Origin of the sequence: Spirillospora sp. CA-294931, assembly GCF_050946795.1 — a bacterium.
Classification (GTDB): Bacteria; Actinomycetota; Actinomycetes; order Streptosporangiales; family Streptosporangiaceae; genus Spirillospora.
Map to the genome: position 1 here is coordinate 5,659,466 of NZ_CP192006.1, position 24,188 is coordinate 5,683,653.

The window sequence follows — 24,188 nt, forward strand, 5'->3', positions numbered from 1 at the left end:
CTGACACCGGCGGGACGTCCGAGACCGCGCAGCGGGACCACTCGGCTGCCGACGCCCAGGGCGACCTGGGCGTGCGCATGGGCATCGAGTTCCTTGAGGGCTCCCCCGAGCGCGTGGTGGCCCGGATGCCCGTCAAGGGCAACACCCAGCCTTACGGCCTTCTGCACGGCGGCGCGTCGGTCGTCCTGGCCGAGTCGATCGGGTCGGCGGGCGCGGCCCTGCACGCCGGTTCCGGCCGCATCGCGGTCGGCATCGAGATCAACGCCACCCACCACCGGTCGGCGACCGAGGGCTACGTGACCGGTGTGGCCACCCGGGTGCACGGCGGCAACACGCTGGCCACCTACGACATCGTGATCACCGACGAGCGGGACCGCAGGGTCTGTACCGCGCGGCTCACCTGCATGTTGCGCGATCGTCCCGCGACGGCAATCTGAAGGATCTTTCGCCCGCTTCCTTTGCGGCGGTACCGCAGGGTCGCTACCGTGGATTGGAACGGCCCGGGGTCACCGAGTAGACAACGTACGTGCCCGGGGAAGGCTCGTGCGGCCCCAAAGGTGACCCCGGGCCAAAACATGCCCGGAGCCTGGTCTGTCACCGGCTAAATCCGTTCACCGGTTGCGGTTGCGTTGCGGTCCGCCTCCCGCCGTTCTCACGGCGGCCGCGGGAATCTATCGTCGTGATCATGCGACGAGCCACCGCTCTCCTCGTCCTCGCGGGCGCGCTCACGGCCGTGGCGCCCGGCTGCTCCGACGACGGCCCGGGCAGCTACGACAACGACGAGCGCAAGGTGCGGTCTCGGGAGTCGCCGCTCCCCCACCGCGAGACCAGGGTCGGGGAGATCGACTACTGGGTGATGGGCGTCAGCCCCAAGTTCGGCGACGTCGTGGGCAACCACGGCAGCATCCTGCCCAAGAAGGGGCAGTTCGTCCGTATACGCCTCGCCATGGAGAACCACGGGCGCGACCGCCACATCTTCCGCGGCTCCTGGCAGCTGCTGATCACCGGTGACGGGCAGGCGTACAAGCCCAGCTTCGACGCCACGTCCGTCGCGCGCGCGCCGACCGGGCCGCAGACCCTCGCGCGGGACGAGCGGCGCGAGATCGACCTCTGGTACGACGTCCCCAAGAACGTCGAACTCCGCTCTCTGCGGGTCGTGGGCGACGCCACGTCGTCCGCGCTCGGCGAGGCGGTCAAGGAGAACCCGCCCCCGGGGACCAAGAGCGCCGACCTCTCCCTCAAGCCCTGATGCGAACGGCCCCCGCGCCCGATGGACGCGAGGGCCGTTCGGCCGGACTTCGGGGCGATCAGTTGTCGGTGTCGGGGTCCTCCGCGGAGTCCACGCAGGCGCCCAGACCCGAGATGTCCTCGTCGTCGTCCTCGGCGACGGGGGCGGCGGCCGCGGCGGGAGCCGCGGCCGTGGCGGCCCGCGCCGCCTGGGTCTTGGCGACGGCCTCGGACGAGGCGCCACCGCCCAGGTAGGCCGCGCGGACCTCCGGGTCGTCCAGCAGGTCGGCCGCCGGGGCGGACTTGACGACCCGGCCGGTCTCCAGCACGTACGCGCGGTGCGCGATCTGGAGCGCCTGCGCCGCGTTCTGCTCGACCAGCAGCACCGTGGTGCCCCGCCGGTTGATCTCCGTGATGATCGTGAAGATCTGCTGCACCAGCTTGGGCGCCAGGCCCATGGACGGCTCGTCCAGCAGCAGCACCTTCGGACGGGTCATCATCGCCCGCCCGATGGCCAGCATCTGCTGCTCGCCGCCCGACATCGTGCCGCCCGCCTGCGACCGGCGCTCGGCCAGCCTCGGGAACAGGTCGAAGACCTCGTCGAGATCCTTGCTCACGTCGCCCTTGCGCGCGTAGGCGCCCATGTGCAGGTTCTCGGTCACCGTCATGCCGGGGAAGATCCCCCGGCCTTCCGGCGCCTGCCCGATCCCGGCCAGCACGCGCTTGTAGCCCGCCAGCTTGCTGATGTCGCGGCCCTCGAAGGTGATCTTCCCGGACGTCAGCGACCGCAGCCCGGAGATCGTCTTGAGCGTCGTCGTCTTGCCGGCGCCGTTGGCGCCGATCAGCGTGACGATCTCGCCCTCGTCGACGTCGACCGAGACGCCCTTGATCGCCGCGATCTTTCCGTAGTGGACGTTGATGTCCTTGATCTCAAGAAGCATCGGCCGGAGCTCCCAAGTACGCCTCGATGACCCGCGGGTTGTTCTGGATCTCTGCGGGCAGCCCCTCAGCGATCTTCTGGCCGAAGTCCAGCACCGCCAGGCGGTCGCTGATCCCCATGACCAGGCTCATGTCGTGCTCGATGAGCAGCACCGTCCGCCCGCTGTCGCGGATCTTCCTGATCAGCTCCTGCAGAGCCTCTTTCTCCGACGGGTTCATGCCCGCGGCGGGCTCGTCCAGCAGCAGCAGCTTCGGGTTGGTGGCCAGCGCCCGCGCGATCTCCAGGCGCCGCTGGTCGCCGTACGGCAGGTTCTTGGCCGTGTCCTCCATGCGGTGGGTGATCCCCACGAAGTTCAGCAGCTCGCGCGCCTGCTCGCGGCCCCGGCGCTCCTCGCGCCGGTGCCAGGGCAGGCCGAGACCCGCCCCGGCCAGGCCCGTCTTGTGGTGCGCGTCGGCGCCCACCAGCACGTTCTCCAGCGCCGACATGTTGTGGAACAGCCGGACGTTCTGGAACGTGCGGGCGACGCCCCGCTTGGTCACCTTGTAGCGCTTCTGCCCGTCGATCCGGTCGCCGTCGAACTGCACCCGGCCCTCGGTCGGACGGTAGACGCCGGTGGTCACGTTGAACACCGTCGTCTTGCCCGCGCCGTTCGGGCCGATCAGGGCGAAGATCTCGCCCTCGTTGATCGTCAGGCGCAGCCCGTTCACCGCGACCACACCGCCGAACCGCATGGTGACGTCCTGGAGGTCCAGCAGTGGCTTGCCCGCCCCGGCGTGCTTCACCGGCTCGGCGGGCGCGTCCGCCTTCTTGTCACTCATTTGGCCCCCTCCACGGACGCGGCCGATGTGTCGGGTCCGGCGACCTCGGCACCGAGACTGCCCATTCCCCCGGACCCCTCGGCGAGTTCGGCCTGTCTGCGCTTGGAAGGCAGGATCCCCTCCGGGCGCAGCGCCATCATCACGACCAGGATGCCGCCGAACAGCAGGATCCGGTACTCCTTGAGATCCCGGAAGTACTCGGGGATCCAGGCCACCAGGAAGGCGCCGAGCATGACGCCCGGCAGGTTGCCCGAACCGCCCATGACCACGGCGGCCAGGATGGTCGCCGACAGGATGAACGGGAAGTTCGCCGGGATGATCGACGTGGCCTGGCTGGCGTAGACGACGCCGGTCATGCCGCCGATCGCCGCGCCGATCGCGAACGCCGCCAGCTTGAACTTGAACGTCGGGACGCCCATCAGCTCGGCCGCGTCCTCGTCCTCGCGGATCGAGGCCCACGCCCGGCCGACCCGGCTGTTCTCCAGCCGCTTGGCGAAAACGATCGTCGCGATGATCGCGACCAGCATCAGGTAGTAGTACGGCCGGCCGTCCAGCGCCCCGTAAGTGAGCGGCGCCACGCCGTCCAGGCCGAGGAACTCCCACGGCTGGCCCGCCGGGAACTCGTAGTCCGAGAGGTTCGGCGGGTGCGGGATGCCCGAGATGCCGTTCGGTCCGTTGACGTACTCCCAGTTCTGCGCGCTGATCCGGACGATCTCACCGAAGCCCAGGGTCACGATCGCCAGATAGTCGCCCCGCAGGCGCAGCGTCGGCGCGCCCAGCAGGATGCCCGACCCGGCCGAGATGAGGGTCCCGACGATCAGGACCTCCCAGAACGACCACCCGTGCAGCTTGGCGAAGATCGCCATCGCGTAGCCGCCGACCGCGAAGAACGCCACGTACCCGAGGTCGAGCAGGCCCGCCTGGCCGACCACCACGTTCAGGCCGATGGCCAGCAGGATGTACCCGCCGATCGGGAAGAACAGCAGCGTCTGCCACTCGGTGTGCGGCGACATGATGCTGCCGATCGAGTCCGACGGCAGCATGATCCCGAACAGGATGAGCAGCACGTAGACGGCCCAGCGCACCGGGCGTCCCTGCACCGCCCACCAGTCCCTGAGCACGTCGCCGATGGCGCCGCACGTCTCGGTGACCAGGAAGAGCGCGTAGAGAACCTGCCGGAGCCCCGGAGGACGCGAGTCGGTCCGCTGCTTGGCCCTGCCCGGCACCCTGCCGAAGCGGGCGTTGACGGACGAAGTGTTCGCTGCGTTTGCTTTGTTGTTCATGCGCGCGCCTGCTGGAGTGACTCACCGAGGATTCCGGTGGGACGGAACATGAGGACGAGGACGAGCACCGAGAACGCGACCACGTTCTGCCACTCACTTCCGAAGATGGCCGATCCGTACATCTCGATCAGGCCGAGCACGAGACCGCCGACCAGCGCCCCGCGCAGGTTGCCGATGCCGCCGAGCACCGCGGCCGTGAACGCCTTGATACCGAGAAGAAAGCCCACGAAGTAGTTCGTTTCCTCGAAACGCATCATGTAAAGCGCGGCGGCCACACCGGCCATCGCGCCGCCGATGGCGAAGGTCGCCATCACGATCCTGTCGATGTTCACGCCCATGAGGACCGCCGTCTCCGGGTCCTGCGCCGTGGCGCGGATACCGCGCCCCAGCCGGGTCCGGTTCACGAACTGGTCCAGGACCACCATCATCAGGACCGCGCCGACGAACACAACGAGCTTGTCGTTGCGGACGACGAAGTCACCGATCTCGACCAGGTTCGTACGAGTGACGAACTGTTCCTGGATCGGGAGAGCGCCCTTCTCCTTGGGCAGGTCGAACCACCAGGGGATCAGGATCCGGGCGAAGAGCTGCTGCAGGAACAGGGAGGCACCGATCGCGGAGATCAGCGCCGCCAGCCGGGACGCGCCCTTGCGCCGCAGGGGCCTGTAGGCCACGAACTCAAGGGCGACGGCGCTCGCGCCGGAGACCAGACCGGCCACCACCGCGAGCAGAAGGACCATTCCAATCAGCGCGACTCCCCCGACAGGTGCGGAGAGGCCGATGATGTTCAGGGTGGCCAGCGCCGCGAAGGTGCCGACCATGAAGATCTCGGAATGGGCGAAGTTGATGAGCCTCAGGACGCCGTAGACCATCGTGTAGCCGAGGGCGACGAGCGCGTAGATCGCGCCGAGCGCGAGGCCGTCGGTCGTGTACGACCAGAATTGATCAGTGAGGTTGCCGAGCATGTATGTCGCCTTCGTCGAAGGAGCGGGAGCGCTCTAGCGCTCCCGCTCCTGCGCGTTCCAGGGAAACCGAAGTCCAGATCAGCCGACGAACTAGCTGACCGTGGCCTCGGACGCCTTACCGATCAGCGGCAGAGTGTCGCCCTTGACGTCGTAGACGTAGACGTCCTTCGCCGCAGGCTCACCGTTCTCGAACTTGACGACCTTCGAGACACCAGGCTTGTTGACGGTCTTGATGAACTCGTTGATCTCCTCGGCCTTGGTCTTGCCGGCCTTCACCGCCTCGATGAACGCGGTCGCCGAGTCGTAGCCCTCGGCGGAGTAGATCGCCGGGTCGGCCTTGAACTTGGCCTTGTACTTCTCGGCGAAGGTCTTGCTCTCCGTGCCGGCCTTGCCGGTCGGGTCGATCAGGCAGGGGCAGGCGATGATCGAGCCCTCGGCGTTCTTGCCGCCCGCGCCCGCGGCCAGGCCCTTGTCCAGCGAGCCGTCACCGGACATGAACCGGGCCTTCACGCCGCCCTCACGCAGCTGCTTGAGGACCTTGCCACCCTCGGCGTAGTAGCCGCCGAAGAAGATCGCGTCGGGAGAGAACGACTTGACCTTGTTGACCGTGGAGGCGAAGTCCGAGCCCTCCGGGTCGATCGCGTCGACCTGGGTGGTGGCGCCACCGGTCTCGGCGGCCTGCTTCACGCGCTCGCCGAGCGGCTTGCCGTACTCGGAGTTGTCGTGGACGACGAAGACCTTCTTGGCCTTCAGCGCCCGCGTCATGAACTCGCCGACACCGCTTCCCTGGACGTCGTCGTTGCCGACGATGCGGTGCCAGTACTTCCAGTTGTTCTTGCCCAGCGCCGAGTTCGTCGCCGACGGCGAGACGCTCGGGATCTTGCCCTCTTCCAGCACCGGGCCGACCTGCGCCGACTCACCCGAGAACGCCGGGCCGATCAGGCCGACGATCTTGTCCTTGGTGATGGCGTTCTTGGCGAGCGGCACGGCCTGCTCGCCCTTGCCCTGGCTGTCGTAGGTCTTGAGAGTGATCTTGACCTTGGGGTTGGTGGCGTTGTACTCGTCGATCGCCATCTGCGCGCCCTGCTTGGGCGGAATGACGATGCCGGAGTTCTCCCCGGTCAGGTCACCCATGAAGCCGATCGTGACGCCGTCACCGCTACCGCCGTCATCGTCGCCGCCACAAGCGGCCGCCCCGAGCGCCATCATCGCGCTCACCGCCACCGCACCGGTGACCCTCATCATGTTGCGCCGCAAGGTGCCCAACCTTTCATCCGGATCCGGAAGGGATCAGGTACGAGTTTTGCCCCGAGCCGAACCTCACAGGAGGAAACGGTCACTCGGGGAGCAGGTATGTCGTACACCGTGCGCCCCCGCCAAAACAGCACCCCCCAGCAGAAGGGTTACTGGTTCGTTACGCCTCTGTGCTCTATGAATACCCGCATTGCCAGGGAAGATCACGCACCGTAACCAACAGAAACGCCCTGCGGGTCGCCGGATCCGGACTCCGGTCAAGGCGTGTCAGAACTGTCCCCGCCGGACGCTCCTGACACAACGGCCTCGGCCACGGCGCGCATTGTGAGACGCCGGTCCATCGACGTTTTCTGAATCCACCGGAAAGCCTCCGGCTCGCTCCAGCCGTGCGCCGCCTGGAGCAGCCCCTTGGCGCGATCCACCAGCTTGCGCGTCTCGAGGCGGTCGTGCAGGCCCGCGACCTCGGCCTCCAGCGCCCGCAGCTCGGTGTAACGGCTGATCGCCATCTCGATCGCGGGCGCGAGGTCGGTCTTGGTGAACGGCTTGACCAGATAGGCCATCGCCCCGGCGTCGGTCGCGCGCTGCACCAGCTCGCGCTGGGAGAACGCGGTCAGGATGACCACGGGCGCGATCCGGTCCGCCGAGATCAGCTCCGCCGCCGAGATCCCGTCCAGGACGGGCATCTTGACGTCCAGGATCACCAGGTCGGGCTTGTGCTCGGTCGCCAGCCGCACGGCGGTCTCACCGTCGCCCGCCTCCCCCACGACCTCGTAGCCGTCCTCCTGAAGCATCTCCTTGAGGTCCAGCCGGATCAGGGCCTCGTCTTCGGCGATCACAACCCGCCGCGCGCTCTCGGTCACGCACACGAGACTACCGGGACCCGCTAACCTGGTCTTCGTCAGCCCTCCGCGCAGGGCGGCAGCCCAGGCGGTACCGTGTGAACGGCGACCGCCACGCCGGGATGGCGAAATGGTAAACGCTGATGGCTCAAACCCATCTGCCTGAAAGGGCTTGCGGGTTCGAATCCCGCTCCCGGTACGACACGAAAGCCGCCGTCCATCACGGACGGCGGTTCTGTCGTACCTGAGTGTGACGATCACGCACGATGTATGACCCTCGCCAGCGCCTCGTGGCGCTCACACTGTTGAACAATGGCCTCACCGCCGCCGAGGTGCATCGACGTACCGGTATCTCGCGGAACACTCTGGGCAAGTGGCGCAAGGATCTCCCCAGGGCCATGGCACAGACGCTTCCCTCGTGCCCCCGCTGCCACGATCGTTCTCTTGACTCGGCGGTCTACGCATACTTGTTCGGTCTCTATTTGGGCGACGGCCACATCGCCGATGCACCCGGTGACAAGGGCGTGTTCAGGCTTGAGATCGCCTGCGGCGACATGTGGCCGGGCTTGATCGAGGATGCCGCGTCCGCGATCTCGAACGTGATGCCCGGGCTGAAAGTGGGACGCCTGCGAAGTACCGGCTGCACGAACGTCGGCGCTTACTCGAAGCACTGGCCGTGCCTCTTTCCTCAGCATGGGCCAGGCATGAAGCACACTCGCAAGATCGAGCTCGTCCGCTGGCAGCGCGAGATCGTCGACCGGTGTCGTGAAGACTTCGTCCGCGGGCTTATCCACTCGGACGGCTGTCGGACCGTGAACCGTATACGTCGTCACAAGGCGGACGGGGAGGTCATCTACGAGTACCCGCGCTACTTCTTCACCAACGCCTCCGACGACATCCGCGATCTGTTCACCGAGGCCCTCGACCGCCTTGGCATCGCGTGGAAGCAGAACAATCCTCGCCATATCTCGGTCGCGCGGCGGGAGGCCGTAGCGCGACTGGACGAGTTCGTCGGGCCGAAACACTGACGGCCCAGGTCGCCGCCTGGGCCGCGTGGACGTGAGGACGGTGGTCAGCCGACGTGGCGGATGGCGAACTCGGTCTCGACGTCGCGGGGGTTCACGATGACCTCGGGCTTGGGCGGGACCTCCTGGACGCCGACGGTGTCCTTGAGGTCGGTGCGCGGCGGGAGTTTGCTCCAGCGCGCGGAGGGGCTTTTCTCGGGCTTGCGCGAATCCTCGCTCATGTCGCGATCTTAATCGGGCTTTCGGTGAAAACGCAGGGGCGACGGTCAGCGGGACAGGCGGCCCGCGAGGGCCGCCAGGGCGGCTGAGGCGGCGGCCGCCAGGAAGACCGCGGGGTAGCCGAGGGTGGTGGCTATGGCGCCGGTGAGCAGGCCCGCGGCGCCCAGGCCCAGGTCCCAGAAGGAGGTGAAGGCGCCCAGGGCGGCTCCTCGTTCTTCCGGCTTGGAGCGGTTGATGATCAGCAGGGCGAGGGACGGGTAGAGCAGGGTGAAGCCGGCGCCCATGATGAGGGCGCCGAGGATGGCCAGCCAGGATGTCTGGGCCACGGCTATGAGGAGTAGCCCCGCGGCTTCCAGGAGGCCGCAGGCTATGGCGATGCGGGCGCCGCCGACGCGGTCGGGGAGGCGGCCGAACAGGAGCCGGACGGCGATGTAGGCGGCGCCGAAGGCGGCGAGGGTGAGGGAGCCGCCGCCCGCGTCGCGCTCGTCCAGGTGCAGGACGACGAAGCCCGCGAGCGCGGAGTAGCCGACGGCCGCCAGGGCCAGGGCGGTGCCGGGGACGATGACGGGACGCGGGATCAGGCGGCGGGAGGCGAGCCCCGTGCCCAGGTCGGGGCGGGTGAGGCTGAGGGCGAGCGCGGCGGCCGCGATCGGGAGGATCGTGTGGAGCGTCCAGACGGCGTTGTAGCCGTGCTCGCGGCGGAGAGCCTCGCCGAGGAGGGGGCCGAGCGTCCAGCCGCTCCACATGGCCAGGCCGTACCAGCCGACGAGTTGACCCCGGCGGTCTTCGGGGGCGATGGCGACGACCCAGAGCGAGCCGGAGGTGAAGACGGCGGCTTCGGCGAGCCCCATGACGACGCGGAGGGCCAGGAGGGTGGTGGTTCCGGCCGTGTCGCCGAGGGCGGCGGCGCAGGCGTAGCCGGGGCCGAGGAGGGCCGCCGTGGCGGCGCCCGCCGCGATGACGGCGCGGGCGTCGCCGCGCTGGGCGAAGCGGCCGACGTAGGGGCGGGCGAGGAGGGCGGCGACGGCGGAGAGGGCGAAGGCGGCCCCGACGGTGAGGTCGGGGCCGCTGAGGTCGCGGGTGATCAGGCGGGGCAGGACGGGGACGGCGGCGCCGAAGGAGACGAAGGTGAGCAGGATCGCCGCGCAGAGCCCGGCGAACGGCCTGTGCCAGGTGCGCGCGTCCATGGTGGAGGCGGTCTGCGTCACGGGTGCACGCTATCGGGGAAGGGTCAGGGGGTAGCCGTATTTGGCGAGGAGCGGGAGGGCCAGGGCGGTGCTGATGGTCGCTTCTTTCGGGGGGAGGTCGCGGGTCCAGGCGTCGTCCAGGCGGATCCGGATCTCACCGCGGCGCAGGCGGTCGGGGTTGCCGGTGACGGTGTGGTTCTCGCCGAGGGTGGCGGTGCCTTCGGGGGTGATGGCGGGGGCGGCGGGGAGTTCGGCCCAGGCGCTGATGGTGGCGAGGGTCCGGGCGGGGTGGGCGGTGAAGTCCTCGTAGCGGACGCGCAGGTACCGGTCGGGGAATGCGATGCCGATGCGGTCGGAGGCGAGGTTGAAGGCCGTCCAGTAGGCGGTGCTCCGGGTGACGCTCATGGGCGGGATGTAGTCCTTGGCGCGGCGCCAGGAGTGGGCCGTGGCGCGGGGGTCGCGGACCAGGTGCAGGACGCGGACGTCGAGGTCCGGCAGGCCGCAGAGGGCGGCGGCCTCGGCGGGGAACTTGGAGCTGTCGATGAGCGTGTCCGCGTCGAGGATGCGGGCGATCTTGGCGTAGAGGTCGGCCTTGTGCCGCAGGGTTCTGACGACTTGGGGGGATTTGGGTTTGCGCTGCCGGGCCTCGGCGAGGCGGGCGCGGGTGTGGCGGGTCCTGAGGTGCAGGTCGTGGCGGCGGACCTGGTCGCGCGCCGCGGCCTCGCCGGTGAGCGTCCCGGACCATACGGGGCAGTCGCGCAGGTCCTTGCCGCAGCCGCAGGTGGAGTTGGTGCCGTCGCGCAGGACGCCGTTGTTCCAGAGGTAGGCCAGCTCGCCGACGTGCGCGACGCCCTCGGGCTCGGCCAGCAGGTTGCCGAGCAAAGTGCTGCCGGTCCGGCACCAGCCGGTGATGTAGAGGATCTTCATCCGTCCTCGCCGAGGTCGAGCAGGACGAGGTGCTGCGGCAGGTGGACGGCCAGTCCGAGGTGGTGGGACGCCTCGATGACGTCGGGGTCCCGGCGCAGCACCAGGCGGGAGTCGGCCGGGTCGATCAGGGTGGCGACGGCGCGGAAGTCGCCGAGCAGCGCGGACCCCCGGGGGATCATGCGGGTTCGGGAGACGCGGATGCCGCCGCCGTTGAGGTTCTCCAGCGTGCCGCCGACGGCCAGACGCCAGTAGATGTCGGGGTGGACGACGATGCCGTCGCAGGAGCCGCCGGTCTCCTCGACCAGGCCCGCGGCCCAGGCGAGGTCGCGGTCGAGCCGTCCCCGGCCGCGCGCGGCGCGGCGGCCCGGGACGCCGAGCAGGCCCGGGACGACGCCGTCCTGGCTGCCGTGCAGCAGGGCCTCGTTCTCGATGGTGCACAGCCGGACGACGACGCGGCGGTCGATGTGGGCCGCCAGCAGGTCCGGGTGCGCGGTGAGCCCGCCGGGAAGCGGGACGGTGGCCGTGAGGGTGGTCAGCCGTGCCTCGGCCAGGCGCGGTTCGAAGGCCGCCTCGGGGCTGGAGGTGTAGCTCGTGCCCGACTGGGACGGGGTCCGCTCGCCGACCGGCTCGATGACATACGGGGTGCCGTCCCGGCCCGGGTGGGGGTCGCCCAGCAGGTGCCGGACGGTGTAACGGGGACGGGCGGCGAAGAAGGGGAACGTGGTCGGCAGCGAGATGGGCAGGTCGACGATGACCTCGCCGTCGGGCGACTTCTCCAGGGCCTGCGCGAGTTCCTGGCCCGGGGTCCGTCCGGCGATGGTGGGAGTGGTGGCCGTGGGAGCGAGCATGGGCGGTCCCGTCAGTCGAGGGCGGCGTGGACTTTGCGGACGGCGGCGACGAGGTCGTCGCAGTCGTCCGGGCCGAGGTTGGCCGACAGGGGGATGTCGACGGCCTGGCCGACGTAGCGGGCCGTGCGGGGCAGCGCGGCGCGGGCGGTGGCGGGGTCGTCGAAGATGAAGCGCCAGTTCCAGAAGGTGCGGACGTTGGGGTCGGCCGGGTCGCCCAGGGCCCGGGCGTCGATGCCCTCGGCGCACAGCGCGCGGGCGAACCAGGCGCACTGGTCGGGGGCGGCGTCCTCCAGCCGGAAGACCAGGGCCTCGCCCAGGTAGGCGTGGGGCGCGACGGGACGGCGCAGGGCGATGCGGTCCAGCCCTTCGAGCCGCTCGGCGACGTGGTCGTAGTTGCGGTGGTGCAGGGCCAGCCGGGCGGGCAGGCGTTCGAGCAGGGAGCCCGCCAGGGCCGCGCGGATCTCGTCCATGCGGATGCCGAAGATGGGCAGGGCGAGGTCGTCGACGGGCGGCGGGGCGCCGTCGAAGTGGCGGGCCATGCGGCTCTCGTAGGCGCCGCTGTAGACGACGGCGCGGGCGTAGGTCTCGGGGTCGTCGGTGAGCAGGAAGCCGCCCTCGCCGGTGTTGAGCGACTTGTCGGACTGGGTGCTGAAGGCCCCGACATGGCCGAAGGTGCCCAGGTGGCGGTCGCCGAGGCGCGCGCCGAGGGCGGGGACGGCGTCCTCGACGACCGGGACGCCGTACTCGTCGGCGAGGCGGCAGATCGCTGGCAGATCGCTGGCGAAGCCGCGCATGTGGACGACGACGATCGCCTTCGCGCCCTCGGCCAGGGCGCGCTTGAGGTCGGTGACGTCCAGGTGGAGGTCGGCGTCGCACTCCACCAGGAGGGGGCGGTGCCCGGCCAGCAGGATGGCGCTGGGCGTGGCCGCGAAGGTGAAGGCGGGGCAGGCGACCGGGGAGCCGGGCTCCAGGCCGAGCGCCAGGAGGCCGAGCGCGATGGCGGTGGTGCCGCTGGCGCAGGCCAGGGCGTGGCGGACGCCGAAGTGGGCGGCCAGGGACAGTTCCAGGCGGCCGGTCCGGGTCTCCTCGTAGGGACGGTGGTCGTAGCGGAAGTAGAGGCGCTCGCGCAGCGCTTGGATCGCCGCCGCTTCGTCTTCGGGGCTGATGAAGACGTCGCCCTTGTCGTAAGTGGGCCACGGGGCTGTGCGTATCGGCGGCCCGCCGTCGACGGCGAGCCCGGTCTCCTGGCTGGTGAACATGATCGTCCTCCGCTCACGGCGCTCTGGCGTCGTTAACGTAGGGATCTTCGGGCGCCGAAAAGAATGCGCCCGGCCTCCGGAGATTGCCGCAGAGGGGACCGTTCCTTCCTGCGGATGTCGCAAGCGCCACCGGCTGCCTCGCGCCCGCCCCCGAACGGATACTCGGCGGATCATGCGACGGAGGTGAATCGTGACCGATTCCGCTGAGGACTTCCGGGCACGGGGGTGGTGGCGCGCGACCACGGTGCTGGACGATCTGCGGGACGCCGCCCGGCGTCATCCGGACCGGCCGGCGATCGTGGAGTACCGTACCGCCGGCGGGCCGCCGGAGTCGCTGACTTACGGGGAGCTGGCCGATCGGGTGGAGCGGCTGGCGGGGGGCTTGGCCGCGCTCGGGGTCGGGCCCGGCGACATCGTCTCGCTCCAGCTGCCGAACTCGTGGCGGTTCGCCGCGCTGAGCCTGGCGTGCGCGCGGGTGGGGGCCGTGGTGCACCCGGTTCTGCCGATCATGCGGCACCGCGAGGTGACGTTCATGGCCCGCCGTACGGGAGCACGGGTCTACGTGGCCCCGGCGGAGTGGAACGGTTTCTCCTACGCCGACATGCTCGCCGAGGTGCGCAAGGAGGTGCCGACGCTGGAGCACGTCGTCCTGCTGGACGGCTCCGGCCGGGACGCCCTCGACTTCGACGAGCACTTCCTGGACCGCCGGTGGCCGCCGGCCGCGCGCGAGGCGGGCCCCGACGACCTGGCGCAGGTGATGTTCACCTCGGGGACGACCGGCGAGCCCAAGGGCGTGATGCACTCGCACAACACCCTGTACGCGCTGACGCGGGCCGAGGCCGGGTCGCTCCGGCTGACCGGCGACGACGTGCTCAGCATGGGGTCGCCGATGACCCATCAGGCGGGGTACGCGTACTGCCTGCTGATGCCCGTCCTGCTGGGCGCCACCGCCGTGTACCAGGACGCGTGGGACCCGGCGCTGATGCTGCGGCTGGTCGAGGAGCGCGGGGTCACCTTCGCGATGGGCGCGACGACGTTCCTGGTGGACGCGATCCAGGAGCAGCGCGCGAACCCGCGCGACCTGTCGTCGCTGGCGGTGTTCGCGTGCGGCGGCAGCCCGATCCCGCCGCTGGTGGTCGAGCGCGCCTCCGAGGTGCTGGGCGTGCGGGTGCACGCGCTGTGGGGCATGACCGAGAACGGGACGGTGACGATCACCCGTCCGGACGACCCGCCGGACCGGGCGGCGTCCAGCGACGGCACCCCGGTGGACTGGATGCGGGTCCGCGTGGTCGACGAGCGGGACGAGCCGGTCCCCGTCGGCGCGGTGGGACGGCTCCAGGTGCGCGGCGCCAGCCAGTGCCTGGGCTACCTGGGGCGTCCCGACCTCTACCGGGAGTCGCTGGCGCCGGGCGGCTGGTTCGACACCGGCGACCTGGCCAGGGACGACGGATTCGGCGGGATCCGCATCGCCGGTCGGATGAAGGACATCGTGGTGAGAGGCGGCGAGAAGGTGCCGGTGGTGGAGGTCGAGGCCGCGCTCCTGCGGCATCCGGCGGTGCGCGACATCGCGGTGGTCGGGTACCCCGACGAGCGGCTGGGCGAGCGGGCCTGCGCGATCGTGGTGGCCGAGGGGCCGCCGCCGTCCCTGGCGGACCTCACCGCCCATCTTGCGGCGATGGGGATGGCCAAGCAGTACTGGCCCGAGCGGCTGGTGCTGCGCGACGCGCTGCCGAAGACGCCGTCGGGGAAGATCCAGAAGTTCCGGCTCCGCGCCGAGATCACGGGGGGCTGAGCGCCGTGGACTTCTCCTTCACCGCCGAGCAGCAGCGGTACGCCGACCAGATCCGCGAGTTCGCCGAGGAGCGGGTGGCGCCGTTCTACCAGGAGGGGGACGTCACCGGCGAGATGCGTCCCGGTCTGCCCGCCGAGCTGGCCGGGCAGGGGCTGATGGGGCTGCGCGTCCCGGTCGAGCAGGGCGGGCTCGGCGCCGGGTGCGTCACGACGGGCCTGGCCCTGGAGGAGCTGGCCCGCGCGGACTTCAACGCCTGCTACGGGGTGCTCCAGGCCGCGCTGATCGCCGATGTGATCGTGCACAACGCCACCTCCGAGCAGCGGGCGCGCTGGCTGCCCGCGATCGCGTCCGGCCGGGCGCTGGTCGCGCTGTGCCTGACCGAGCCCGAGCACGGGTCGGACGCCGCGGCGATCGGGCTGCGCGCCGAGCCGGACGGGTCCGGCGGATGGCGGCTGCACGGCGTCAAGACCTCGATCATGCTCGGCGCGTACGCCACCCACGGGCTGGTCTTCGCCCGCACGGGCGGGCCGGGGGCGCGCGGGGTCACCGCGTTCTACCTGGGCCTGGACGACGCCCGCGTGACCCGCGCGCGGACCCGCGACCTGGGCGGGCGCGCGGCCGGGCGGGCGGAACTGGAGTTCGACGGGCTCCCGGCGTCCCCCGGCGAGGTCGTGGGCGGCGAGGGGCTGGGGTTCGTCCAGGTCATGCGCGGGTTCGACTACTCGCGCGCGCTGATCAGCCTGATGTGCCTGGCCGCGGCGGGCGTGTCGCTGGATGAGGCGAACGAGCACGTCAGGACCCGCCAGGCGTTCGGCGGCCCGCTGGGACGGTTCCAGGGCGTGGCGTTCCCGCTGGCCGAGCACGCCGGGTACCTGCGCGCGGCCCGCCTGCTGGCCTACGAGGCGCTGTGGCTGAAGGACCAGGGGCGCGACCCGGCCGTCCCCGCCAACATGGCCAAGGCGTGGGCTCCCCGGGCCGCCGTGGAGGCGTGCCACCAGGCGCTGCTCACCTTCGGGCAGCTCGGCTGGTCGGAGTCGCTGCCGCTGGCGCAGCGCCTGCGGGACGTCATCGGCCTGGAGATCGGGGACGGCACGGCGCAGGTCACGCGGCTCGTCGTGGCCCGCCGTCTGCTGGGGCGCGAGCACGCGCCCTGAGGGTCAGGGGCCCAGGGCATCGGCCGCCAGGCCCGCGGAGAACAGGACGATGCCCTGGACGCTCGTCGGCGAGATCCCGGTGAGCAGCTCGACGCGTCCCAGCCGGTAGTCGAGCGTGGAGCGGTGGATGCTCAGCGCGCGCGCCGTGCGGCCGCGGTCCAGGTCGCAGCGGTACAGCACGCGGAGCGTCCCCCACAGATGGTTCTGGCTGCGCACCTCGGTCAGCCGCTCGACCAGGCGGCGGCGCAGGTCGGGACGGTCGCCGAGCAGGACGCCGACGACCCGGTCGATGAGGAACCCGGCACGTCCGCTCTCCCCCAGCCGGACGAACAGCTCGGCCATCGAGACCGCCTCGTGGACGGCGGGCGCGGCGGTCTCGGCGGCCCCCGAGACCGCCAGGCCCGCCACGAACCGGTCGCCGGAGGTGCGGTGGCACGCCTCCACGAGCTCCGAGGCCAGCGCCCTGACCGCCGGCTCGGCCTCGGGCTGCGACGCCTCGGGGACGGGCAGCAGGGCCACGAAGCCCGAGTGGTCGGGGGCGGCGCCGCAGATCGCGCCGTCGGGGCACAGGGAACGCACCTCCTCGGGCACCTCGCGGGGACGGGACGCGGCGACGGACGCTTCCTGGCGGAGGAACACCACCACGCAGGAGTCGGGCAGCTCCAGACCGGCCTCGCGGGCCACACCGGCGGCGTCGCCCCCCTCGACCAGGGCGGCGACGACGAGGTCGTCGGCCCGGCGGCCGCCGATCCGGCCCATCTCCTCGATGTAGGCGCGCCTGACCAGCGCGAGCAGGTCGGGCAGCATCGTGGTGGTCCAGTTGCAGACGCGGAGCAGGTCACCGCAGGCGCGGGGGCGCACCGCGTCCCAGAGGTGACGGAAGACGCAGGTCAGCAGGGTCTGGCAGGTGAGCTCCAGCTCCTGGAGCGGGACCCAGTCGCGGGCGCAGCGGCGCGCGGCGCCGGCGACCCTGCGCTGGTCGCCCGGCGAGGGTCCGGCGGCGTCGCGGAGCCGGGCGAGCAGCCGCGACACCACCCCGGGGACGAGCTCGTCCCAGGGATAGAGCGGTCCAGCGGAATGCAGGGTGGACGCCAGCAGGGGCGCGGCGTCGGCGGCGATCTTCTGGACCATCAGGTCGAGATCCAGGTCGTCGAGCGGAGCGGGTGACTTCGGCACGAAGGTCCTCCACTGTGAGCCTGTCCGGGCGGGACAGACCTACCTTCCGGACCTGTTGATCTCGCCGTCCAGCCACGTTCGGCGACGATCTCGCTCCCGACGGTGACCGCACCAGGAGAGCGCGTTTGCACAGTCTGAAACAGTCCGGAAACGGCCAATTTCCGGAACATCCGTAACGAAGAGGCGGCCACGTTTCGCAAATTGATCACTGACCACCGGACAGGACCCCGGTCGACCGCTGTTTCTCGCCCAAAAGAGCTAAATGACCGCCCGGTATGGAGGCATGAGGTTTACCGCGGTACCCGGGTGGTCCTCAACCGAGACCAACCGGTGACTTACCGAGATGCGGACGCCACTCCCATGGGCAGACCCCGGCCCCGCGCGCGATTGCGTTAATGAGCGGGGAAGCGAGCCGAAGGCGAAGCTTCCCCGGCGAGATCGCGAAGCGATGCAGCAATCGCAAAATCACGGTCGCGTAGCGAGCCGCTAGGCGAGCGCAGCGGGCCGGGGTTTCAGTCAACACAGCGAGCCGCCAGGCGAGCGTAGGTGGGCCGGGATTTCTAAGGTAGAGCGTCGCCGATGCGGTGGACGCGCAGCGCGTTGGTGGAGCCGGGGGTTCCAGGGGGCGATCCGGCGACGATGACGACGCGGTCGCCCTTCTGGCAGCGGCCCGACTCCAGCAGACCCTGCTCGACCTGGCGGACCATCTCGTCGGTGTGGTTGGCGAAGGGGACGATGTAGGTCTCCACGCCCCACACGTGGGCCAGGCGGCCCCGGACGGCGGGCACCGAGGTGAAGGCCAGCAGCGGGATCGGCGAGCGGTAGCGCGACAGGCGGCGCGCGGTCTCGCCGGACATCGTGAACGCCACCAGCGCCTCGGCGCCGACGATCGCGCCGACCTCGGCCGCCGCGCGGGCGATGGCGCCGCCGACGGTCTCGGGCATGCGGTCGAGGGTGTGCGTGGCCTGGAGCGAGGCCTTCTCGGCGGTCGTGACGATGCGGCTCATGGTCTCGACCGACTCGATCGGGAACTGGCCGACGCTGGTCTCGCCGGAGAGCATCACCGCGTCGGCGCCCTCGAAGACCGCGTTGGCCACGTCGGAGGTCTCGGCGCGGGTCGGGCGCGGCGCCGAGATCATCGACTCCAGCATCTGGGTGGCCACGATGACCGGGCGGGCCTTCTCGCGGCACAGCTCGATGGCGCGCTTCTGGACGATCGGCACGTCCTCGAGCGGCAGCTCGACGCCCAGGTCGCCGCGGGCGACCATGATGCCGTCGAAGGCAGCGACGATCTCGGGCAGGTTCTCGACCGCCTGCGGCTTCTCGATCTTGCCGATCAGGGGGACGCGGACGCCCTCCTCCTCCATGATCTGGTAGCAGATCTCGGCGTCGGCGGGGGTCCGCACGAACGAGAGCGCGACCATGTCGACGCCCAGCCGCAGCGACCAGCGCAGGTCGGCCTCGTCCTTGTCGGTGAGCGCGGGCACGCTGACCGGGACGCCCGGCAGGTTGAGGCCCTTGTTGTCGGAGACCATGCCGCCGACGATGACGGTGCAGTGCACGCGCGGCCCGTCGACCCGCACCACCTCCAGCGCGACCCGGCCGTCGTCGATCAGGACGCTGTCGCCGGGGCTGACGTCGCCGGGCAGGCCCTGGTAGGTCGTGGAGACCTCCTTGCGGCTGCCGGGCACGTCGTCGGTGGTGACGGTGAAGGTGTCGCCGAGGGTGAGGCGCACCGGGCCGTCCGGGAACCGTCCGATGCGGATCTTGGGGCCCTGGAGGTCGGCGAGGATGCCGACGCCCCGGCCGGTGGCCTCGGCGGCCGCGCGCAGCCGGTGGTACACCTCCTCGTGGCCGGCATGGTCGCCGTGGCTCATGTTGAGCCGGGCGACGTCGATGCCGGCCTCGACGAGGGCGCGGATCTGCTCGGTGCTGGAGCAGGCGGGGCCGATGGTGCTGACGATCTTCGCTCGACGGGTCACGCGCACAACGCTACTTAGTTACTTGCCGGTACGGATATTCGTGCATGCCACCGCCCTCGAAGATTCATTCAGTGGTCTAGCTCAGAGGTCTAGACCACCACGGAGCGTCACTTCGAGAAGGCCTCGACGGCCGCCTGGCAGAACGCCTTGAGGTCGTCGGGCTTGCGGCTGGTGACCAGCGGACCGGGCCCGTGGTCGCAGACGCGGACCTCCTCGTCGACCCAGGTGGCCCCGGCGTTGCGCAGATCCGTCCGGAGGCTCGGCCACGACGTCAGCACGCGGCCGCGCACCACGTCGGCCTCGATGAGCGTCCAGGGGGCGTGGCAGATCGCCGCCACGGGCTTGCCGGACGTGGTGAACTCCTTCACGAACGCCACCGCCTTCGGCACGGTCCGCAGCAGGTCGGGGTTGGCGACGCCGCCGGGCAGCACCAGCCCGTCGAACTCGTCCGGCCCCGAGACCTCGACCGTGGTGTCGATGGGGAACGTGTCGGCCTTGTCCAGATGGTTGAACGCCTGGAGGCGCCCGGACTGGGTGGAGACCAGACGGGGACGGCCCCCGGCCCGCTCGACGGCCTTCCAGGGCTCGGTGAGCTCGACCTGCTCGGTCCCCTCCGGCGCGGCGAGGAACGCGATCGTCTTGTCCTGGAGAACGGTTGCCATGGCGGCGCTTCCTCCTCGTGGTTCGATGCTCTCACCCCCGGGCTGCCCGCCAGAGAAGGTGATATGCAGGAATGGTGAACATGATCGGGTACCGCGAGGTGACGCCGCCGCCCGGTGCTGGCCTGGCGTGCGTGTGGACCTCGGACCTCCCGGCGGACGCGGAGCCGTCCGTCCAGCGGGTCGTGCCCGACGGCTGCGTCGACCTGATCTGGTGGGGCCGCGACGCGCGCATCCAGGTGGCCGGGCCCGACACCGGCCCCGTCCCGGCCCGTCTGGACCCGGGGGACTTCCTGATCGGCGTCCGGTTCCGTCCCGGGACGGCACCGCCCGCGCTGGGCGTCCCCGCCGACGCGGTGCGCAACGCCCGCGTCCCGCTGAGCGAGCTGTGGGGGCCGGAGGCCGACCGACTCGGCGACCGGGTCGCCGCCGCTCCCGACCCGCGCGCCGCCCTGGTCGCCGCGATCACCGAGCGGGCCAGGGCCGCCGGGCCGCCCGACCCGCTGGTCCCGGCGCTGGTGAACGTCCGGGGCCCGCTCGGTGACGTCGCCCGGCAGCTGGGCCTGGGCGAGCGCCAGCTGCGGCGCCGGGCGCTGGCCGCCTTCGGGTACGGCCCCAAGACGCTCCAGCGCGTGCTGCGCTTCCAGCGCGCGCTACGGATGGCCCGCACGGGCACACCGCTCGCCGACGTCGCCTACGCGACCGGGTACTCCGACCAATCGCACCTGGCACACGACGTCCGCGACCTGGCCGGCGAGCCGCTCACCGCCCTCCTCTAGGCCACACAGCCTCGGGCGTGCGCCCGACGTAGCCCGGGTACCCCGCGCGCGGCGTCCGCGTCCTGGCGGACGGGCCGCTCAGCGGCCTCCTCTGCCGCACCGGCCTCGGGCGTGCGGGCGACGTGGCCCGGGCACCCCCGCACGGCGTCCGCGACCTCGCGGGCGAGCCGCTCAGCGGCCTCCTACGGCGCACCGGCCTCGGGCGTGTGGTCGACGTTTGGGTGCCCGCGCATGGCGTCCGCGGTCTGGGGGGCGAACCGATCAGTGTTCTGGTGTGGGGCGCAGGCGCTGGGGCAGGGTGGCGACGACGACGTCGTGGGACTGGGCGATCAGGCTTTGCAGCTCGTCTTCGGGGAGGACGCCGTCGAGCACGACCGTCACCCAGTGGCGCTTGTTGAGGTGGTAACCGGGCAGGACGGTGCCCTCGTACTGTGCCTTGAGGGCCTCGACCTCGTCCGGCGGCAGCTTCAGGCTCACGCGCGGCGGCTCGGCCTCCTCGGTGAGCAGGGCGAAGATCTTGCCGCCGACCTTGTAGACGGCCGTCCCCTCACCGAAGGGGTACTCCAGGGTGCCGCCGGGGAGTCCGGCGCAGAGTTCGGCCACGTCCTGCTGTTTCATGCCTTGAGTCTGCCGTACGCCCGCAATGTCTTGAGGCGCTCGACCGTGATGTAGCCGCGCCATTCCGGCTCGGTCACCGGCGTCCAGAAGGGGAAGTTCACCGTCCAGCCGCCGTCGTCGAGCCGCGCCTCGACCAGGGCGTCCAGGTGGGCCTCGATGACGTCGTCGGCGAACAGCCGCCTTCCGAATCCATCGGGAGCGGGCGCGAAATCCAAGGGAAAGTGCTGCGCGCCTTCGGCGTCCGGGTCGAGGCTGACCGGGGCCGACAGGGCCGCCCGGACGCGCTCGAACGCGGCTCCGGCCCGCTCGCGTTCGGGGACGTGGTCGAGGAAGGTGAGGATCGCCAGCGCGTCGTAGGGGCCGGGTTCGACGTCCTCGTCCTCCAGATGGGCCCAGCAGAACGCGGTGGCGGGCGCGAGCCAGGGGTGGTCGGCCCCCATCAGGTGCAGCAGGCCCGCCAGCGAGGCCGTCGGGTTGATGGTCCCGGGCGGGTCGTCGGGTGTCTGCCACCAGGGCGCGTGCGGCGCGTCCCTGACCTCGGGCAGGACGAACGGCACTCCCCCGCCGGGCCTGGTGATCGACACCAGGTGGTCGCCGATGCGGCGCACGGCCGGGTCGGTGTCGGCTCCGGCCTCGTGGAGCGTCTCCAGGGCGTGCTGGGCCGGGACGGGCTGGCTGGCCTCCCCGCGCAGGTCGGGTTCCAGCGCGTGGCCGTAGCCGCCGTCGGGGTTCTCGTAGGGGCGCAGGGCGGCCACCAGCGCCTGGGCTGAGCCGCCGCGGAAGTGGAGGGCGAACCGGCGGCGGTCGATGAGACGCGCGTTGAGCCGCAGGAACTCCTCGGCCCGCGCCAGGTCGGAGGCGTCGAGAGTCTTCATGGCGTCCACCGTAGGACGGGCGCCACCCGGGGTCTTGGAGGAAACGGACATGCGCCCGACATGGCCCGGACGCCCCAGCGGTGGGCGACCGGGCCGCGCGAAAACTAACCGACCTGGAAGGTTCCACACAAGCGGACCGGACCAAATGGCAGGGAGTGGTCACAGGCCTGACCGGCCTGACCATTTCCCCCGATGATCATTACTGTTTCACTGGCCGCATGAGCGATCCTCTGTTTGAACGCGACACCGCGGACGCCGCGCTCGACCTGGTGGTCCGCGCGGCGGGGCCCTACCTGGCGTCCCTGCCCGACCGGCTCGTCCACGACGGCGAGCAGGACGCGTTGATCGACGAACTCGACCTGCCGCTGCCCGAACGGGGCGACGGCACCCTGGCCGGCGTGGAACGCCTCCTCCGCGTGGGGACCCGGGCGTCGACCCATTCGGCGGGCCCCCGCTTTTTCCATTTCGTGGTGGGCGGCGCGACACCCGCGGCGCTGGCGGGCGACTGGACGACCTCGCTGCTGGACCAGGCCGCCGGGCTCTGGACGAGCTCGCCGCTGGCCGCCCGCACCGAGACGATCGTGCTGCGCTGGCTGAAGGACCTGTTCGGCCTGCCGGAGTCGTTCGGCGGCGTGCTGACGCCCAGTGCCACCTTCGCCCATGTGACGAGCCTGGCCTGCGCCCGGACGTGGTGGGCCGAGCGGCACGGTGTCGACGTCGCGGCCCAGGGGCTGGCCGGGTTGCCCCAGATGCCGGTTCTCAGCAGCGGCCTGGTCCATGTGAGCACCCGTAAGGCCCTGCAGATACTCGGCTGCGGCCGTGACAACCTGCGTACCTTCAGCCGCGACGACGCCGGCCGCGCCGACCTGGACGCCATGGAGGAGGCCCTGGCCGCGCTCGACGGCGCCCCGGCGGTGCTGGTCGGCAACGTCGGCGACGTGAACGCCGGCGACTCCGACCCCATCGCCGACATGGCCGACCTGGCCGAGCGCCACGGCGCCTGGCTGCACATCGACGGCGCGTTCGGGCTGTTCGCCGCGCTTTCCCCGCGCACCGCCCACATGACCCGGGGCGTCGAGCGGGCCGACTCGGTCACGGCCGACGGCCACAAGTGGCTGAACGTCCCGTATGAGAGCGGCTTCGCCTTCGTCCGCGACCCGTCGCTCATGCCGCGCGCCTTCGGCGCCTGGGGTGCCGACTACCTGACCGACCAGACCGGGGAGGGCCTCGACTACAACACGATCGGGCCCGAGTCGTCGCGCAGGTCGCGCGCGTTCCCGATCTGGGCCACGCTCTACGCCTACGGGCGCGACGGTCACCGCGCGATGGTCGAACGCCATCTGGACCTCGCGCTGCACCTGGGCGGGCTCGTCGAGAAGGCTCCCGACCTGGAGCTGCTGGCGCCCGTCCAGCTCCCGATCGTGTGCTTCCGCTACCGGCCGCCCGGCGTCCCCGAGAGCGAGCTGGACGACCTCAACGCCCGCCTGGGCGAGGCCCTGCTGGCCGACGGGCGCGTCTACGCGGGCACCTCGACCTACCGGGGGATGACGGTCTTCCGCCCCGCGCTGGTCAACTGGCGCTCCACCGACCCCGACGTCGAACTGCTGGTCGAGGTGCTGCGGGAGCTCGGTCCCACGATCAAGTGATCATCCGGACGGCCGGCGCCCGGAGACGCCGGCCGTCCGGATGACTCGCGCGTTCGCCCCGCCATCCCCCGGGAGGCACCGCGCCACGACGCCGGTCAGCGCGCTCCGGGCCACGGGCCGGGCGGGTGGTGCTCCAGGGTCTCGACGGCGACCTTGGTGTCGTACATCCGGAACCCGCGCGCCTGGTAGTTCTTCAGCGCGGCGGGGCCGTCGTTGGAGCAGGTGTGCAGCCAGACCCGGCGGGTCGGCTCGCGGTCGGGCCAGCGGTCGGCCAGGTCCCAGGCCCGCGCGGCTCCCACGCTGAGCAGGTGCCCCCCGAGTCCCTGTCCGAGGAACGGCTTGAGCAGGCCGAAGTAGGCGAGCTCGACCTCCCCGTCGGGCTGCGGATCGAGCTCCACGAAGCCCGCGGGCGTCCCCCGGACGTGGGCGATCCACGTCTCGGCCCCCGGCCTTTCCAGCCAGTTGCGCCACTGCTCGTAGGTCCAGGCGAGCCGGTCCACCCAGTACCAGTCGCCGCCCACCGCGGTGTACAGGAACCGGCTCAGCTCGGGGCTCGGGATCTCCGCCCGGGCGATCCGGAAGGGGAGATCGGGGGCCGGGGCCGACCGCAGCTCCGCGGGGTCGCGCTGTTCCAGATACCAGGTGGTCACGTCCATGCGCCGAATCGGCATGTGCTTTCCCCCCACACATACGACACCGCCGCGCCTCGGGCGGAC

General features: G+C 71.2%; 24 protein-coding genes and 1 tRNA gene. 8 read left to right on the forward strand and 17 right to left on the reverse strand.

Annotation, left to right across the window (positions count from 1 at the left end):
• The first annotated feature begins 77 nt into the window (after nucleotides 1–77).
• Nucleotides 78–437, forward strand: a complete 360-nt coding sequence (locus ACQPY4_RS25610) for a PaaI family thioesterase (RefSeq protein ID WP_433339020.1) — start codon at nucleotides 78–80, stop codon at nucleotides 435–437.
• A gap of 248 nt (nucleotides 438–685) precedes the next feature.
• Nucleotides 686–1,249 (forward strand): DUF4352 domain-containing protein, encoded by a 564-nt coding sequence (locus tag ACQPY4_RS25615; RefSeq protein WP_433324838.1) that lies wholly within the window; start codon nucleotides 686–688, stop codon nucleotides 1,247–1,249.
• Between the two features lie 58 nt (nucleotides 1,250–1,307).
• Here ACQPY4_RS25615 and ACQPY4_RS25620 read toward each other — a convergent pair whose 3' ends face one another.
• From ACQPY4_RS25620 to ACQPY4_RS25645, 6 genes are all read right to left on the reverse strand, one after another.
• Nucleotides 1,308–2,168, reverse strand: a complete 861-nt coding sequence (locus tag ACQPY4_RS25620) for an ABC transporter ATP-binding protein (protein ID WP_433324840.1) — start codon at nucleotides 2,166–2,168, stop codon at nucleotides 1,308–1,310.
• Nucleotides 2,158–2,985: an ABC transporter ATP-binding protein gene (locus ACQPY4_RS25625; RefSeq protein ID WP_433324842.1), complete on the reverse strand. Its 828-nt coding sequence runs from the start codon at nucleotides 2,983–2,985 to the stop codon at nucleotides 2,158–2,160. The genes ACQPY4_RS25620 and ACQPY4_RS25625 overlap by 11 nt, the downstream gene beginning before the upstream one ends.
• Nucleotides 2,982–4,268 carry a branched-chain amino acid ABC transporter permease gene (locus tag ACQPY4_RS25630; RefSeq protein WP_433324844.1) on the reverse strand — a complete coding sequence of 429 codons (1,287 nt, stop codon included), beginning with the start codon at nucleotides 4,266–4,268 and terminating at the stop codon, nucleotides 2,982–2,984. The genes ACQPY4_RS25625 and ACQPY4_RS25630 overlap by 4 nt, the downstream gene beginning before the upstream one ends.
• On the reverse strand, nucleotides 4,265–5,233 hold the full coding sequence (locus ACQPY4_RS25635) for a branched-chain amino acid ABC transporter permease (RefSeq protein WP_433324846.1): 969 nt from the start codon (nucleotides 5,231–5,233) through the stop codon (nucleotides 4,265–4,267). Before ACQPY4_RS25635 ends, ACQPY4_RS25630 begins: the two co-directional genes overlap by 4 nt.
• Nucleotides 5,234–5,323: 90 nt before the next feature.
• Nucleotides 5,324–6,490, reverse strand: coding sequence for a branched-chain amino acid ABC transporter substrate-binding protein (locus tag ACQPY4_RS25640; protein WP_433324848.1), 1,167 nt, complete (start codon nucleotides 6,488–6,490; stop codon nucleotides 5,324–5,326).
• Nucleotides 6,491–6,744: 254 nt separating this feature from the next.
• Nucleotides 6,745–7,278, reverse strand: a complete 534-nt coding sequence (locus ACQPY4_RS25645; protein ID WP_433339022.1) for an ANTAR domain-containing response regulator — start codon at nucleotides 7,276–7,278, stop codon at nucleotides 6,745–6,747.
• A gap of 164 nt (nucleotides 7,279–7,442) precedes the next feature.
• Here ACQPY4_RS25645 and ACQPY4_RS25650 point away from each other — a divergent pair.
• Nucleotides 7,443–7,525 (forward strand) — tRNA-Leu (locus ACQPY4_RS25650).
• Between the two features lie 67 nt (nucleotides 7,526–7,592).
• Nucleotides 7,593–8,354 carry a helix-turn-helix domain-containing protein gene (locus ACQPY4_RS25655; protein ID WP_433324850.1) on the forward strand — a complete coding sequence of 254 codons (762 nt, stop codon included), beginning with the start codon at nucleotides 7,593–7,595 and terminating at the stop codon, nucleotides 8,352–8,354.
• Nucleotides 8,355–8,398: 44 nt separating this feature from the next.
• Here ACQPY4_RS25655 and ACQPY4_RS25660 read toward each other — a convergent pair whose 3' ends face one another.
• From ACQPY4_RS25660 to ACQPY4_RS25680, 5 genes are read right to left on the reverse strand one after another with little or no spacing between them, the layout of a single operon-like run.
• Entirely contained in the window at nucleotides 8,399–8,572 is a 174-nt protein-coding gene (locus ACQPY4_RS25660) for a hypothetical protein (RefSeq protein WP_433324852.1), read from the reverse strand.
• Nucleotides 8,573–8,617: 45 nt separating this feature from the next.
• Nucleotides 8,618–9,778, reverse strand: coding sequence for an MFS transporter (locus ACQPY4_RS25665; protein WP_433324854.1), 1,161 nt, complete (start codon nucleotides 9,776–9,778; stop codon nucleotides 8,618–8,620).
• Nucleotides 9,779–9,787: 9 nt separating this feature from the next.
• Entirely contained in the window at nucleotides 9,788–10,684 is an 897-nt protein-coding gene (locus ACQPY4_RS25670; RefSeq protein ID WP_433324856.1) for a sulfotransferase, read from the reverse strand.
• Complete coding sequence (locus ACQPY4_RS25675; protein WP_433324858.1) at nucleotides 10,681–11,532, reverse strand: family 3 encapsulin nanocompartment shell protein; 852 nt, start codon at nucleotides 11,530–11,532, stop codon at nucleotides 10,681–10,683. Before ACQPY4_RS25675 ends, ACQPY4_RS25670 begins: the two co-directional genes overlap by 4 nt.
• An 11-nt stretch (nucleotides 11,533–11,543) precedes the next feature.
• The gene (locus ACQPY4_RS25680; RefSeq protein WP_433324860.1) at nucleotides 11,544–12,791 is read right to left on the reverse strand and encodes a DegT/DnrJ/EryC1/StrS family aminotransferase; all 1,248 of its coding nucleotides are present in this window, start codon (nucleotides 12,789–12,791) and stop codon (nucleotides 11,544–11,546) included.
• Between the two features lie 190 nt (nucleotides 12,792–12,981).
• On the opposite strand from ACQPY4_RS25680, the gene ACQPY4_RS25685 reads away from it, so the two are divergent.
• Both ACQPY4_RS25685 and ACQPY4_RS25690 read left to right on the forward strand, forming a co-directional pair.
• Nucleotides 12,982–14,583: an AMP-binding protein gene (locus ACQPY4_RS25685; RefSeq protein WP_433324862.1), complete on the forward strand. Its 1,602-nt coding sequence runs from the start codon at nucleotides 12,982–12,984 to the stop codon at nucleotides 14,581–14,583.
• A gap of 5 nt (nucleotides 14,584–14,588) precedes the next feature.
• Nucleotides 14,589–15,737: an acyl-CoA dehydrogenase family protein gene (locus tag ACQPY4_RS25690; RefSeq protein WP_433324864.1), complete on the forward strand. Its 1,149-nt coding sequence runs from the start codon at nucleotides 14,589–14,591 to the stop codon at nucleotides 15,735–15,737.
• Nucleotides 15,738–15,740: 3 nt separating this feature from the next.
• On the opposite strand, the gene ACQPY4_RS25695 is transcribed toward ACQPY4_RS25690, so the two are convergent.
• From ACQPY4_RS25695 to ACQPY4_RS25705, 3 genes are all read right to left on the reverse strand, one after another.
• Complete coding sequence (locus tag ACQPY4_RS25695; RefSeq protein WP_433324866.1) at nucleotides 15,741–16,913, reverse strand: PucR family transcriptional regulator; 1,173 nt, start codon at nucleotides 16,911–16,913, stop codon at nucleotides 15,741–15,743.
• Between the two features lie 560 nt (nucleotides 16,914–17,473).
• Nucleotides 17,474–18,895, reverse strand: a complete 1,422-nt coding sequence (pyk, locus tag ACQPY4_RS25700) for a pyruvate kinase (protein ID WP_433324868.1) — start codon at nucleotides 18,893–18,895, stop codon at nucleotides 17,474–17,476.
• 107 nt (nucleotides 18,896–19,002) lie between these two features.
• Complete coding sequence (locus ACQPY4_RS25705) at nucleotides 19,003–19,557, reverse strand: type 1 glutamine amidotransferase domain-containing protein (RefSeq protein WP_433324870.1); 555 nt, start codon at nucleotides 19,555–19,557, stop codon at nucleotides 19,003–19,005.
• Nucleotides 19,558–19,628: 71 nt separating this feature from the next.
• On the opposite strand from ACQPY4_RS25705, the gene ACQPY4_RS25710 reads away from it, so the two are divergent.
• Nucleotides 19,629–20,333, forward strand: coding sequence for a helix-turn-helix domain-containing protein (locus ACQPY4_RS25710; RefSeq protein WP_433324872.1), 705 nt, complete (start codon nucleotides 19,629–19,631; stop codon nucleotides 20,331–20,333).
• 261 nt (nucleotides 20,334–20,594) lie between these two features.
• On the opposite strand, the gene ACQPY4_RS25715 is transcribed toward ACQPY4_RS25710, so the two are convergent.
• Both ACQPY4_RS25715 and ACQPY4_RS25720 read right to left on the reverse strand, forming a co-directional pair.
• On the reverse strand, nucleotides 20,595–20,951 hold the full coding sequence (locus tag ACQPY4_RS25715) for an MmcQ/YjbR family DNA-binding protein (protein ID WP_433324874.1): 357 nt from the start codon (nucleotides 20,949–20,951) through the stop codon (nucleotides 20,595–20,597).
• Nucleotides 20,948–21,826 carry a hypothetical protein gene (locus ACQPY4_RS25720; protein ID WP_433324876.1) on the reverse strand — a complete coding sequence of 293 codons (879 nt, stop codon included), beginning with the start codon at nucleotides 21,824–21,826 and terminating at the stop codon, nucleotides 20,948–20,950. Before ACQPY4_RS25720 ends, ACQPY4_RS25715 begins: the two co-directional genes overlap by 4 nt.
• 218 nt (nucleotides 21,827–22,044) lie before the next feature.
• Here ACQPY4_RS25720 and ACQPY4_RS25725 point away from each other — a divergent pair, with 218 nt between their 5' ends.
• Nucleotides 22,045–23,472 (forward strand): pyridoxal phosphate-dependent decarboxylase family protein, encoded by a 1,428-nt coding sequence (locus tag ACQPY4_RS25725; protein WP_433324878.1) that lies wholly within the window; start codon nucleotides 22,045–22,047, stop codon nucleotides 23,470–23,472.
• A gap of 95 nt (nucleotides 23,473–23,567) precedes the next feature.
• Here the strand turns inward: ACQPY4_RS25725 and ACQPY4_RS25730 are convergent, their stop codons facing one another.
• Nucleotides 23,568–24,143, reverse strand: a complete 576-nt coding sequence (locus tag ACQPY4_RS25730; protein WP_433324880.1) for a GNAT family N-acetyltransferase — start codon at nucleotides 24,141–24,143, stop codon at nucleotides 23,568–23,570.
• Nucleotides 24,144–24,188 lie beyond the last annotated feature (45 nt).